Annotated in this window: 12 protein-coding genes; 6 read left to right on the top strand and 6 right to left on the bottom strand. The window is 31.4% G+C overall.

Going from position 1 to position 14,020, the window contains the following annotated elements; translation table 11 throughout:
• Nucleotides 1-283: 283 nt before the first annotated feature.
• Nucleotides 284-1,042 carry a peroxide stress protein YaaA gene (yaaA, locus tag WBQ70_RS11020; RefSeq protein WP_423914076.1) on the top strand — a complete coding sequence of 253 codons (759 nt, stop codon included), beginning with the start codon at nucleotides 284-286 and terminating at the stop codon, nucleotides 1,040-1,042.
• Between the two features lie 415 nt (nucleotides 1,043-1,457).
• Here the strand turns inward: yaaA and WBQ70_RS11015 are convergent, their stop codons facing one another.
• On the bottom strand, nucleotides 1,458-2,411 hold the full coding sequence (locus WBQ70_RS11015) for a transketolase family protein (protein WP_423914073.1): 954 nt from the start codon (nucleotides 2,409-2,411) through the stop codon (nucleotides 1,458-1,460).
• A 48-nt stretch (nucleotides 2,412-2,459) separates the two neighbouring features.
• Nucleotides 2,460-3,314 (bottom strand): transketolase, encoded by an 855-nt coding sequence (locus WBQ70_RS11010; RefSeq protein ID WP_423914070.1) that lies wholly within the window; start codon nucleotides 3,312-3,314, stop codon nucleotides 2,460-2,462.
• A 524-nt stretch (nucleotides 3,315-3,838) separates the two neighbouring features.
• Between WBQ70_RS11010 and WBQ70_RS11005 the strand changes: the two genes are divergently transcribed.
• From WBQ70_RS11005 to WBQ70_RS10985, 5 genes are read left to right on the top strand one after another with little or no spacing between them, the layout of a single operon-like run.
• The gene (locus WBQ70_RS11005) at nucleotides 3,839-5,062 is read left to right on the top strand and encodes a hybrid sensor histidine kinase/response regulator (protein ID WP_423914068.1); all 1,224 of its coding nucleotides are present in this window, start codon (nucleotides 3,839-3,841) and stop codon (nucleotides 5,060-5,062) included.
• Between the two features lie 19 nt (nucleotides 5,063-5,081).
• Nucleotides 5,082-8,657, top strand: a complete 3,576-nt coding sequence (locus WBQ70_RS11000) for a response regulator (protein WP_423914065.1) — start codon at nucleotides 5,082-5,084, stop codon at nucleotides 8,655-8,657.
• A gap of 15 nt (nucleotides 8,658-8,672) precedes the next feature.
• Nucleotides 8,673-9,038 (top strand): response regulator, encoded by a 366-nt coding sequence (locus WBQ70_RS10995; protein ID WP_423914062.1) that lies wholly within the window; start codon nucleotides 8,673-8,675, stop codon nucleotides 9,036-9,038.
• Between the two features lie 7 nt (nucleotides 9,039-9,045).
• Nucleotides 9,046-9,858: a CheR family methyltransferase gene (locus tag WBQ70_RS10990; protein WP_423914060.1), complete on the top strand. Its 813-nt coding sequence runs from the start codon at nucleotides 9,046-9,048 to the stop codon at nucleotides 9,856-9,858.
• Complete coding sequence (locus WBQ70_RS10985; protein ID WP_423914058.1) at nucleotides 9,837-10,433, top strand: chemotaxis protein CheB; 597 nt, start codon at nucleotides 9,837-9,839, stop codon at nucleotides 10,431-10,433. Before WBQ70_RS10990 ends, WBQ70_RS10985 begins: the two co-directional genes overlap by 22 nt.
• A 211-nt stretch (nucleotides 10,434-10,644) precedes the next feature.
• Here WBQ70_RS10985 and WBQ70_RS10980 read toward each other — a convergent pair whose 3' ends face one another.
• The 4 genes from WBQ70_RS10980 to WBQ70_RS10965 all read right to left on the bottom strand — a co-directional run.
• Nucleotides 10,645-10,803, bottom strand: a complete 159-nt coding sequence (locus WBQ70_RS10980) for a hypothetical protein (protein ID WP_423914055.1) — start codon at nucleotides 10,801-10,803, stop codon at nucleotides 10,645-10,647.
• Nucleotides 10,804-11,092: 289 nt separating this feature from the next.
• A complete protein-coding gene (locus WBQ70_RS10975) occupies nucleotides 11,093-11,734 on the bottom strand; it encodes an HAD family hydrolase (RefSeq protein ID WP_423914053.1) in 642 nt (213 codons plus the stop codon).
• Between the two features lie 9 nt (nucleotides 11,735-11,743).
• Nucleotides 11,744-13,186 (bottom strand): tetratricopeptide repeat protein, encoded by a 1,443-nt coding sequence (locus WBQ70_RS10970; protein WP_423914050.1) that lies wholly within the window; start codon nucleotides 13,184-13,186, stop codon nucleotides 11,744-11,746.
• Nucleotides 13,187-13,300: 114 nt separating this feature from the next.
• Nucleotides 13,301-14,020 (bottom strand): protein adenylyltransferase SelO family protein (locus WBQ70_RS10965; protein WP_423914047.1); only part of this gene is annotated, 720 nt, incomplete at its 5' end.

The raw sequence follows: 14,020 nt of genomic DNA, 5'->3' as shown, positions 1-14,020 counted from the left end.
TCAGTTCTTACAATTCCAAATAATAGTAAATCATAGATATCTACAAAATAACCCAAAGCAGCTACAATTACGGCAGCATTAAATATTGAATTGGGTTTTGTTTCTAGCGAAGTGTTTATGGTCATTGCTTGTGTTTAATTTTTTTTCAAAAATAATATAAATTCATTTCAATACTATCTTTATTTTTTATTCTGTCATTGTACATTTCAATTAATGAAAGTCTATAAGTTGTTTTTCAATTTGTACTTTTGAAGTATTAAAATTAAGAATTAGAATCTCCAATATGAAAATTGTAATATCACCTGCTAAATCGCTCAATTTCGATACCGAACTTCCAATATCTAACTATAGTGAATCGTCTTTTTTGAAAGAATCACGTCAAGTACATAAAGTTTTAAAAAGTAAAAAACCATCTGACTTGTCTGATATGATGCATATTTCTGAAAAATTAGCAGATTTGAATTGGCAACGTAATCAAGATTGGAAAACTCCTTTTACAACTGAGAACGCAAGACCAGCAGTTTACACATTTGATGGTGACGTTTATACGGGATTAGATGCGTACACGATTCCAGCTGATAAAATTGATGTATTACAAGATAAATTACGAATTCTGTCAGGATTGTATGGATTATTGAAACCATTAGATTTAATGCAAGCCTACCGTTTAGAAATGGGAACAAAAGTGCCCATTGGAGACAATAAAAACTTATATGAATTTTGGAAACCGATCATCACTAAGGCATTGAATAAAGAATTGAAAGCAGGAGAGTTGTTTGTCAATTTAGCTAGTAACGAATATTTTTCAGCTATTGATGTAAAAGCGTTAAAAGTACCTGTGATTACACCCGATTTTAAAGATTATAAAGATGGGAAACTAAAAATAATTAGTTTTTTTGCCAAAAAAGCGAGAGGAATGATGGTGCGTTATATTATTGATACTGGAGCAGAAACGATTGAGGACTTGAAGGGATTTAATTATGATGGTTATCAATTTGATGCCAATTTATCTAAGGGAAATCATCTTGTTTTTACGAGGTAAATTTTTCTAAACTGTAAGCGAATTTTTTTAAACCATTTATGAAAATAAAGAAATTTAAGGCTAGATGTTTTTTACGAGTAGAGGGTAGTTTTTAAAAGGTGTTGTAGGAATTTCTGGAATCACAAAAACATTAAACTAGATTGTGTTGGTTTTTTTTGCACTATAAAATGTAGTAGGAAATTTTTATCGGATGCCAGTCTGAGCTTTTCGAAAACCATCTGCAAAGAAACACTTCGACAAGCTCAGTGTGACAAATTGAAACAATTGTCAATGCAAAACGCTTTGAAACTTAATTTTCTTTAAATTCTTAGTAGTGAAATTAAATGTTTAGAATTTATCAAAAATAGTTACTGTAAAAAAAGCTGTTTGAAATACTATCAAACAGCTTTTTGTAATTTTTATAAGTGTAAAAGAATTACTTTCTTTTGATCACTTTTTCAACAGCTTCAACAATGGCTTGATTGTTTAACTTGTATTTTTCCATTAATTGCTCAGGAGTTCCAGACTCACCAAAACTATCATTAACAGCTACAAATTCTTGTGGTGCAGGAGTGTTTAAAGCTAAAACTCTAGCAACACTTTCTCCAAGACCTCCAAGGATGTTATGCTCTTCAGCTGTAACAACACATTTGGTTTTAGCTACTGATTTTAAGATAGCTTCGTCATCTAATGGTTTAATAGTGTGAATATTGATAACTTCAGCAGAAATTCCTTTAGCTTCTAATGCTTCAGCAGCGATCAAAGCTTCCCAGACTAGGTGTCCTGTAGCAACAATCGTTACATCAGTTCCTTCGTTTAAAAGGATTGCTTTTCCAATTACGAATTCTTCGTCAGCAGGAGTAAAGTTAGCCACTACTGGACGACCAAAACGTAAATACGCTGGTCCTTCATGTTTTGCTAAGGCAATCGTAGCTGCTTTGGTTTGATTGTAATCACAAGTGTTGATTACAGTCATTCCAGGTAACATTTTCATTAATCCAATATCTTCAAGAATTTGGTGAGTAGCACCATCTTCTCCTAATGTCAATCCTGCGTGTGAAGCACAGATTTTTACATTTTTTTCAGAATAAGCTACTGATTGGCGGATTTGGTCGTAAACTCTTCCTGTAGAAAAGTTAGCGAAAGTTCCTGTAAAAGGAATTTTTCCACCAATGGTTAAACCAGCTGCAATTCCGATCATGTTTGCTTCGGCAATTCCAATTTGGAAAAAACGTTCTGGGTGATTTTTTTTGAAATCATCAAATTTTAATGAACCGATTAAGTCAGCACAAAGTGCTACCACATTTTCATTAGTTTGACCTAATTCAGTCATTCCCGCTCCAAAACCTGAACGAGTATCTTTACTTCCTGTATTTGTATATTTTTTCATTTCTTAATTTAGATTTTTGATAGTATTCTATTGAATACGTACTACTTTCTAGTAATCTGAATTGCCTCCAGTATTGTAATTTTGACCTAAAGCATTTTCTAGTTGAGTATCATTTGGTGCTTTACCATGCCAAGCATGACTGTACATCATATAATCAACTCCGTTACCCATTTCAGTGTGTAATAATACACAAACAGGTTTTCCTTTTCCAGTTCTTGCTTTAGCTTCGTTCATTCCAGCAAGGATAGCTTCAATGTCATTTCCTTTAGTGATTTCAACTACTTCCCAATCAAAAGCTTCAAATTTTGCACGGATACTTCCCATACATAAAACTTCATCAGTAGTACCGTCAATTTGTTTTCCGTTTAAATCTACAGTTGCAATTAAGTTATCCACTTTTTTTGCAGAAGCATACATGATTGCTTCCCAGTTTTGACCTTCTTGCAATTCACCATCACCGTGAAGTGTGTAAACGATATGATTGTCGTTGTTTAATTTTTTTGCTTGAGCAGCTCCAATCGCAACAGATAAACCTTGACCTAATGATCCTGAAGCAATACGAACTCCTGGTAAATGATCGTGAGTGGTAGGGTGTCCTTGTAATCTTGAGTTAATTAGACGGAAAGTTGCTAATTCAGAAATTGGAAAATAACCACTTCTTGCAAGTACGCTATAAAAAACTGGAGATATATGTCCGTTTGAAAGGAAGAAAAGGTCTTCACCAATTCCGTCCATGTCAAAACCTTCTTTACGCTCCATTAAGTTTTGGTATAGGGCTACTAAAAATTCTGTACAGCCAAGAGAACCTCCTGGGTGACCAGAGTTGACAGCGTGTACCATTCTAAGAATGTCTCTTCTTACTTGGATCGTTAAATCGTTTAATTGTTGTGTGTTAGGCTTCATTTTATATGTAAAAGTTAAACTGGTGCAAATGTAATTTTTATTTTCCCGTAAGACAAATGATTTTTGGTTTTGTTAACCAAATCGTGTAAGAATAAAAAAAACTATCGTGTAGATAGCCTTTTTAAGTTTTTAGGATAAAAGAATCTTATTTATTCATCTTTGTGGAAAAATAGCAGTATAATCCTTTTGAAAATAAACCTGTGATAGTATGGTCGTTTATCAAAAAATCAAAATAGAGTTAATACATAAGTAATAAACACTCTTTAATGTCGTGTTTTGATTTTATGACTTCTTTAAAATTTTCGACTTACTTAAATTACACATAAAAGTAGCTCCATTTTGTTTTACTACCAATTGTTATAATTTTCTTTTTTTCCTTTTTCTGTCTGTGGAAATGAGTATTTGTTTAGTTCCTAAGGGTGTGTATAAAAAAAGAATTGTAACATGGGAATTTTATAACATAGTTAATTGCTAAATTACCGATATTTGAAAAAATTAAACGCAGCAAACAGTTCTATAGTATTATGATTCTAATTGTAGATGATGTCAAGGCGAATATAGTCGCTTTAAAAAAAATATTAGAAATTCACAATCTTGAAGTCGATACAGCAACTTCTGGGGAAGAAGCGCTAAAAAAAATTTTAAAAACGGAATATTCTCTTATTATAATGGATGTTCAAATGCCACATATGGATGGGTTTGAAGTTGCTGAAATATTAGCAGGAAATAGTAAGACTAAAGATATTCCAGTCATCTTTTTATCTGCAGTAAATACACAAAAAAACTTTATTTCTAAAGGATATGAAACTGGTGGTGTGGAATATATTACTAAACCAGTTGATCCAGATCTTTTGATTTTGAAAGTGAAAACGTTTCTTAAACTTTATAATCAACAGCAAGAACTCAAAATTGTTAGGGATTTACTTTCTAAAGAAATTGAAATTAGAAAGAAAGACCAAGAAAACCTTGAAGTAATAGTTGCGGAGCGTACCAAAGAATTAGTCAAAAACAATGAAGAATTAGAACTACGAAATCACGAATTACAACAGTTTTCATGGGTAGTATCGCATGATTTAAAAGAACCTGCACGAAAAATTCAGATGTTTATCAATGTCATTAAGGACAAATTTTTAATCAAGGAAGAAAAATCCCTGTATTATATAGACAGAACACTAAGGACAGCGGAGAGAATGCAAAATCTAATTACTGATTTGCTAGAATATTCTAGACTTTCATCAAATTTTGCTCCAATGAGTGTGGATTTAGATTTAATCGTAGCCGATGTTTTTGATGATTTTGACTATTTAATGGATAAAAAGAAGGTGGTAGTAAAAATTGGGGATTTACCAGTTATACAAGGGATACCAAGCCAGTTAAGACAGGTTTTTCAGAATTTAATAGGTAATTCAATCAAATTTTCCAAAACAGATGTAACGCCAATTATTGAAATTAAGGCTGCTATAATTAGTGAAAAGAGTTTTGATAGCCCAGAGGATTCCAATGGGAAATTTTGTAGAATTGAAGTTAAGGATAATGGTATTGGTTTTGATGAAAATTATTTAGGACAAATCTTTTTAATATTTCAAAGCTTGAATGACAGAAGTGTTTATGAGGGAACTGGAATAGGTTTGGCTATAGCCAAAAAAATTATTGACAAACATAACGGTTTAATTACCGCTAAAAGTGGTACGAACATGGGTGCTACTTTTATCATTGTTTTGCCCCTAGAAGTAGAAGGGAATTTATAATGCACCATTTACAATTTATATGAAAGAAAATTTTAGAAGAAATGTATTGATTAGCTCAGCTGTGTCTATCATCATATTAATGATTAGTTCAGCTGCTTCTTTTGTCAGTATAAAAAGTTTATTAAATAGTAATCAATGGGTAAACCATACTCAGGAAATTATTTTTAATCTAAATCAAGGAACAACAGTAATGCTTGAATCGCAAACCAGCATGCGAGGTTACCTTATTACGGGTAAAGATGAGTTTTTATCTGATTTTAAAAAGAAAGAAGAAATCACAAATTCTTATTTTTTAAAAGTAGAAAAGTTGACTCAGGATAATCCGACCCAACTAAAAAGACTTAGAGAATTAAGACCCCTTAGAGAAAAATATTTTCAATTTTTAAATCAAAAAGTTCAAGAAAAAAAGAATGGTTTCGATTTTTTGACCTCTGATTTAGAGGTGGGTAAAGTTACAATGAATGGAATTCGTCAACTAACTAAGGATATTGAAAAAGAGGAACAAGGTTTACTTGCTTCTAGAATTGTTGTTTCTGAACGGTATGGCAAATACAGTTCAATACTTATTATTTTGGCTTTTGTTATCGCATTGGTTATTAGTGTTTTATTTTTGATTAGAATATTAAAAGATTATAATGAACGTGTTCTTCTTTTAAAAGAATTAGAAGTCAAAGATAAAGAGATTCAATTGCGAATTAAAACCATTAGTACAGTCGCAAAACAAATTGAAGAAGGGAATTTTGATATTGAAATGGATGCTTCAGCTGGTGATACCTTAGGAAGTGTAAGCGATTCATTGAGAAATATGGGAATCTCACTAGCTACTTCATTCAAAAAATTAGAAGATAATGAATGGTTGCAAGCGGGTATTGCTAATATTAATACTGTAATGTTGGGTGAAAAATTAGTAGATGTTTTGACTAACGATGTTATCGAACAATTAGCAGTTTATACTAAGAGCAGTGCTGGAATTATTTATATATTAGAAGGAGATTCTTTACATGCAAATGGAAGTTATAACTATATTTCAGGCTCTGGTAGAGAAAGTTTCAAAATAGGCGAAGGTTTAGTAGGACAAGCAGCGTTGTCTGATTGTTTATTAGAGTTAAATGTGCAAGAAGAAAATGATATCACAATATCCTATGCAATAGGGGAAGTAAAACCTAAGCATGTAGTAGCTTTTCCTGTTAAGGATAATAAAATGGAAGGTGTTATTGTATTGGCAAGTTTGAAGAAATATAGATCTTCGGATATACATTTTCTAAAAACTGTAGCAAATCATATTGGAATAGGTTTACGAGCTACAAAAAATAGAAAACATTTAAGTGATTTATTAGAAGAAACGCAAGCACAGTCTGAGGAACTGCGCATCCAACACAGTGAAATGGAGTCAATCAATGCAGAACTTGAAGCACAAACAGAAAAACTTCAAGCTTCAGAAGAAGAGTTGAGAGTACAGCAAGAAGAATTACAACAAACTAATGAAGAACTTGCTGAAAGAAGTGTTTTATTAGAAGAAAAAAATACTGAAATCCAAAAAAAATCTGAAGATTTAGAAATTACTACAAGATATAAATCTGAGTTTTTGGCTAATATGTCACATGAGTTACGCACACCCTTAAATTCAATTTTATTATTAAGCCGATTACTTTCAGAAAACAATGATAGTAATATGAATGAGGAACAAGTTGAATTTGCACAAGTAATTCAAAGTTCTGGAAACGGACTTTTAGGTTTGATTGATGAAATTCTGGATCTTTCAAAAATTGAAGCTGGTAAAATGGATTTAGAATTCCATGATGTACCAATAAAAGATATTACGGATTCGTTAGTAAGCTTGTTTGCTGTTGTTGCCAAAGAAAAAAATATTCAATTTAATGTCATTTCGGATCAAGCACCATTTATCCTTAGGACAGATCAAATGCGTTTAGAACAAATTTTGAAAAATTTAATTTCAAATGCTATAAAATTTACTTCAACAGGAAGTGTTACTCTTGAAATTAAATTGGATTCCACAAATGAACGAACAATCTGTTTTGTTATAAGTGATACTGGGATTGGAATTCCTTTGGATAAACAACCTTTAATTTTTGAAGCTTTTCAACAGGCAGATGGCTCAACGAAAAGGAAATACGGTGGTACTGGTTTAGGATTGTCTATTAGTCGAGAATTGGCTAAATTATTAAAAGGAGAAATAACTTTAAAAAGTGTAATAAATAAAGGTAGTGAATTTACATTATGTTTACCCATAGATGGTGTTCAAAATAAGAAATCACAAAATATTAATTTTCAGAAAACAGTAGAAAAATTTGAAGAAAAACCTGAAGAAATACTGTGCTCTGAAAAGAAAGTTAAAAAATATATCAGTACCTCTATTCCCGATGAAGTTGCTGATGATCGAAATGATATTGTTGCTAATGACAAGGTTATTTTAATTGTAGAAGATGATGTGAATTTTGCTAAATCACTTTTAACTTTTAGTCGAAAAAAAGGCTATAAAGGTGTGGTTTCCGTGCGTGGTGATTATGCTTATAAGTATGCTTTGATGTACAAACCAGTGGGTATATTATTAGATATAGAATTACCTATAAAAAATGGTTGGGAAGTCATGGAGGAATTAAAAGGAGATTTAACTACGCGTCATATTCCAGTACATATTATGTCCTCACATCGTTTAAAACAAGAAAGCATGCTCAAAGGTGCCGTAAACTTTTTAGATAAACCAGTAGCTTTTGAGAAAATGCCTGAAATTTTTAAAAAAATTGAACAAATAATAAATAAAGAATCCCAAAAAGTATTGATAATTGAAGACAATGCGCAACATGCACAAGCATTGGCTTACTTTTTAGAAACTTACAATATTAATTCTGAAATTAAAAATGAAGTTAGTGAAGGAGTAGAAACACTCAAAACAACTGATGTTAACTGTGTGATTCTTGATATGGGAATTCCAGATAAAAACGCATATGAAATTTTGGATGGACTAAAAAAATCACCTGGATTAGAAAATTTACCCGTAATTGTTTTTACAGGAGAAAGTTTATCAATGAAAGAAGAGCTTAGAATAAAAAAATATGCTGATTCGATTGTGGTAAAAACAGCGCATTCATATCAAAGGATGTTAGATGAGGTTTCTTTATTTTTACACCTAGTTGAAGAGAATAAAACGGAAAGTAAAAGCAACAAAAAACTACACATACTCAATAATATTTTGAGTGGAAAAAAAGTTTTAATTGTAGATGATGATGTGCGAAATATCTATTCATTGACAAAATCCTTAGAGGCATTCAAAATGAATATTGTTACCGCTATTGATGGAAGAGAAGCCTTGACCATATTAGAAGAAAATCCGGATACTGATGTAGTTTTGTTAGATATGATGATGCCAAATATGGACGGGTACGAGACAGCTATTAGAATCAGAGAAAATAACACCTTCAAGCGATTACCAGTCATTGCAGTAACAGCAAAAGCAATGACTGGAGATCGTGAAAAATGTATCAAAGCAGGTGCTTCTGATTATATTACGAAACCCGTAGATATTGACCAATTATTATCATTATTGAGAGTTTGGTTATATGACAAAATAAATTAACATATTAATTTTAAAATGCATAAAAAAAGAATTTTAATTATTGATGATGATTCAAGGAATATTTTTGCATTAAATGCCACCTTACGTGCAAAATCCTTTAATTGTGTTTCTTGTTTAAGTGCTGAAGAAGCATTAAAATTATTGCATGACGATTCTAATTATGATGCGATATTAATTGATATGATGATGCCAGACATGGATGGTTATGAAGCCATTCCATTGATTAAAAATATTCCAGAACACAGGACAACTTATATTGTTGCTGTTACCGCACAGGCGATGGTTGGAGATAGAGAAAAATGTTTGTTAGCTGGTGCGGATGATTATATTTCGAAACCTATAGATGTAGATAAATTATTACAATCACTGGCACATATTTAAGATAATTATGATTGAAGATAAGGATTTAGATGCGCTTATAAACGACGTATATGAACATTATGGATTTGATTTTGGAAGTTACTCAAGAGCTTCCTTACAACGTCGTGTGGATAGACTTTATCAATTAGATGGATTTAATCATTTTTATGAATTTTTGTATAAAATACGTACAGATGAATTGTATTATAAAAGAATGATTGATGAAATTACCGTAAACGTTACCGAAATGTTTCGCGATCCTTCATTTTTTAAAGTTTTACGGGAAGAAATAGTTCCTATTTTAGCAACAAAACCATTCATCCGAATTTGGCATGCAGGTTGCTCCACAGGTGAAGAGGTTTACTCCATGGCAATCATTCTCAAAGAAGCAAATTTGTTGCATAAATCATTATTATATGGTACTGACATTAATGGAGAAGTATTAGAATCAGCTAAAAAAGGAATTTTTCCGCTTCGAATGATGAAATTATATTCTGAAAATTATTTAGCTTCAAATGGTTATCAAGACTTTTGTTCTTATTACACTGCAAATTATAATATTGCACAATTCAATGCTGAATTTAGTGCTAGGATGGTGTTTTCGCAACATAATTTAGTGTCTGATACTTCGTTTAATGAGTTTGATTTAATCCTCTGCCGTAATGTTCTTATTTATTTTGATAATACCCTTCAAAAAAGAGTTCTTACATTATTTGATGATAGTTTGTCTGTTTTGGGTTTTTTAGCTTTAGGGGCTAAAGAAAGTATAAAGTATGCGTTAGGTGATACAAAATTTCAACAATTACGGAAGGAAAAAATATGGAAGAAAATTCAAAAATAGCAAACTGTAAGTTAGTTATTATAGGAGGTTCTGCAGGGAGTTTACAAAGCATTCTCAAAATTATTCCTTTTATCAATAAAACTATTTCTTATTCAATTGTAATTGTAGTACATCGAAAAAATACTGAAGATACTATCCTAGAGGATTTAATTTCGGTAAAATCATCTTTGCCATTATATTATGTTGAAGATAAATTGCCAATTCAAACAGGGTGTATTTATGTTGCGCCTTCTGGTTACCACATGTTATTCGAGAAAAACCATACTATTGCATTAGATGCTTCAGAAAAAGTATTTTACAGCAGACCAAGTATTGACGTTTCATTTGAATCAGCTGCACAAATTTTTAATAATGAATTAATTGGTATCTTACTTTCAGGGGCTAATGCTGATGGTACTTTAGGATTAAAAACCATTCAAAAAAGAAAAGGAATAAGTATCATACAAAATCCTAAAACAGCTGAAATTCCATACATGCCGGAATTTGCCATTTTAAATAGTGAACCAGATTATATTTTGACAGAAGAAGAAATTGTACTGTTCTTAAATTCATTACCAAAAAAAAAGGGTGAATAAATAGACTTTGTTTGACTTGACAACAATGGTTATCCTATAAAAGCCGTAGTTAATGGCATTCACATTGTAAGTATGTTGATTTATAGATTACATGGTTATTTATTTTTGTTTAATGTTTTTCGATAATAAGTTGGCTGTTTTTTTATCCCTAATATGTATACAAAGCTTTTAGAGTCCCATAGGTCGCAATTTCGTTTTTGTTCTCAAAAAATTATTCCAGCGTCGCGTACCATACTAATGTCTCTGTTTCTGAGTAATCTTTTTCGGCATAATAAATTTCTTTTAATCCTGTTTTAAATAAATCTCTTAACCCATGAGCAGGATGATTTCTAGTTAACATCGTTTCTTTTTGTTGATTTTGAGCTTCCATGATAGTTTTTTAAATTAAAATTTAAACCCAATTAAAATGTATGAATTCCATTTATGAATTATGATCATTTTTTTGCTTTAAAGATGATGAATTCGAGCAATTGACTGGTTTTTAGCGGTTGTTAAGTATTGATTAATAGATTGGATAGTTGTTTTAGAGTGGATTTTTTAGTTGAGAATGAGGCTTAAAACTATCTGTTTTAGACCTTCTCGTTTTAGTTTTAAAAAAATTAGCCACAAATTAATAAGGACTTAATCTGTGGCTAATTGAAATTTTAAACTTGGATATTTCAGTCTATAAAAATCAGTTTCTCTAATTGATACATAGTATTAAATTGTGGAACATTTATATCCTTAAAAAGTTTTTCGGTATGTTTGTTTACATAGGTATAAACATCAAAACCACCCGCTTGTGCTGCTTGAACACCCGCAAGACTATCTTCTATAACCAGACATTCTTCAACAGCAAAACCCATTGATTTGGCTGCATGTAGGTAAAGTTCAGGGTTGGGTTTCCAACTGTTAATGTCGTAAGCACTAAAGATATTCCCTTCAAAACGGTCAATTAACTTGGTTGTGGTTAGATTGAGTCTTATTTTTTCGGCGGGTCCATTGGAAGCCACGGCAATTGGAATATTGATTTTTGATAATAATTCATGAACCCCAGGAATGGGTTGCATTTGCGTTTTAAAAGCTTCAAAGGTACGTTCTCTAAATTCTTCTTCAAAAGTTTTAGGTAATTTTTGTGGTGCTAAATTTTCAATATAATCAAAACAAAATTGTAATGATTTGCCAAGAAAATGTGTCATGGCAAAATCGAGTGGAATACTTACTCCAATTTCTTTAGCCATTGAAACCAAAGTACTATTAGAGATACTTTCGCTATCGACTAAAACGCCATCGCAATCAAAAATTATGCATTTGTATTTCATGTTTTTAAGCTATTCTTTAATAATTTTAAAAGTTTGTGGAAACTCGTTGTTGAATGTTTTAAGAATATAAAAACCAGAAGGTAATTCACTAACATCAATAGTTCCGTTATTACTGTTTCCTTTTAATACAGAAATAGATTGGTAGTCAAATAGTTCGTAATCAAAGGTTTTGTAGTCGTAATTTAGAATAGTAATAATGTCTTTCACAGGATTTGGATAGATATAAGGCCCTTTTACTATTGCTTTTTGCAGTTCTGGTTCTACCCCTTCGCAAGCGCTTTTTAATAAAATTTCAAAATTATTATCGTCATAGTATTTTATATAATCAAGTGCTTTTGCTTTTTGAAATAACATACATGCTTCTTTGTAGTTTTTTTGATCCAGGTAAATAATACCTAAATTTCGCATTGCATACGAATTGTTCTTGGCTCTAGCAAGGACTTCTTTTAAATCGGCAATTCCTTTTTCTGATTCACCTAACTTATGATAGACTAAGCCTCTTATGGATTTTAAGTTAGGACCTTCATCGTAATTTCCAGATTCTCTTTTTATAATTCCTTCTTCATTTTTTAATGCCAAATCAGCATAATACAATGCTTTTTCATAGTTTTCTAATTTTAGATATAAATAAGCACTACCCCACAAGGCATGAGAATGATTCGGTTTCTCTATTAGTATTCGGTTCAAATAGGTTTCTGATAAAACATAGGATTTTGTTTCAGTCAGATAGTTAGTGAAATTAAATAATACACGATAGTCTTCAGGAGACGTTTTTACCGCTTTAGCATAATAATGCAAAGCGCTTTTTTCAATTTCAAATCCAGAATAAATATTAGCCAAAGCATCATAAATAACGGTTTGTGCTTGTGTGAGTTTTAATTTTGCAGATTCACTAATTGGTTTTGTTGGATTGGAAAGATATTTATCAAGTATGGATTCAACTTTCCTAAATTCCATTATTGCTAAAGTTGGGTTATTTAGTTTTTTGTACAAATGGGCTCTAGCATAAATATCATTAAAGTTTTTAGGATTGTAATTGGTTTTTTTGTTTAATTCAATCAGTTTCTCTAATCCTTTTTTTATAATATCTTCTTGTCGTGTGTTTTCATAGGGGAGTTTATAATCCGTTCTATTGATTATTTTTCCATGATCAAAAGTGGTCGTTACCATTTTCTCTCCTTCTTTATTGTATTGAGTTGCTTCTCCATTAAAACGACCTAGATCGTCATAATAAAAAAGTTCGTTTTTCTTTCCGTTAGGATGATAGGTTTTTAGGCTGTCTATTTTTTTATCTATTCCAAAATATACTTGCATTGAAACAATACTGTCACGATAATAGAGTGTATTTGTTTTTGGCTTTGAAATTTCTTTTGTATCAGCAGTTTTAATTTTAGTTTGTGCTAAAGTAAAAAGGGGTAAACTAAGTAAGATTAAGTAGTTTTTTATAAACATTATTATAAATTATTAATGGATGGTTAATTGGTTAATTTTGTTTTTTGTTTTAATGTGGAAATATAGTACAATTTTTAACACAAAAAACAAGTAAAATTAATTTTATTGATACCATTACGAACTACAGGACAACATCGAGCATCCTACTTTATTACGTGCCCATTCAGGACGTTTAGCAAACCATTTTTGGTGATTTTCTTGCTCATCATACGGGTTTTTAAGAAGAGTGAAAAGTTCGTCAATCAAGATGTAATCTTCTTTGTCAGCAGCTTCAATAGCCAGTTGTGCCATATAATTACGAAGGACATATTTCGGGTTGAAGGTATTCATCTTTTGAGTCCGTTCTGGATCCGTTTGTGTTTCAAGTTTTAGTCTTAAAGCATATTTTTTAAACCAATCGTTCCATGTCATTTCTATATCTGAATGTGGCTCAGGTAAATTGTAAAAAGCTTCGGTTATACTTTGAAATCCATTTTCAGGTTTTTCTTTTTCAAAGCGACTTAAATTTCTAAAGAAAATAGTCATATCGGTTTCCGTAAGATGGAGGTTTTCTTCCATTTCTTGGATTAAGGCTTGGTCTTTTTCGTTTTCGGTGAATAATCCAATTTTAGAGCGCATCATTTGGATATATTTAACATCATAATCCGCTCTGAAGTCGTTTAGAATAGCTTCCAGTCCTTGTGCTTCTTCGATAAGCGGATATAAAGTATTGGCTAATTGGTATAAATTCCAAAGCACCATATCGGGTTGGTTTCCGTAACGATAGCGCTTGTTTTGTGCATCAGTAGTATTGGGTGTCCAACCATAGTCGTAGCCTTCGAGCCAGCCGTAAGG

The organism is Flavobacterium sp. (assembly GCF_049590715.1).
GTDB lineage: Bacteria > Bacteroidota > Bacteroidia > Flavobacteriales > Flavobacteriaceae > Flavobacterium.
The sequence above is the reverse complement of the archived record's forward strand: the minus strand, read 5'-3'. Positions and strand labels throughout refer to the sequence as shown.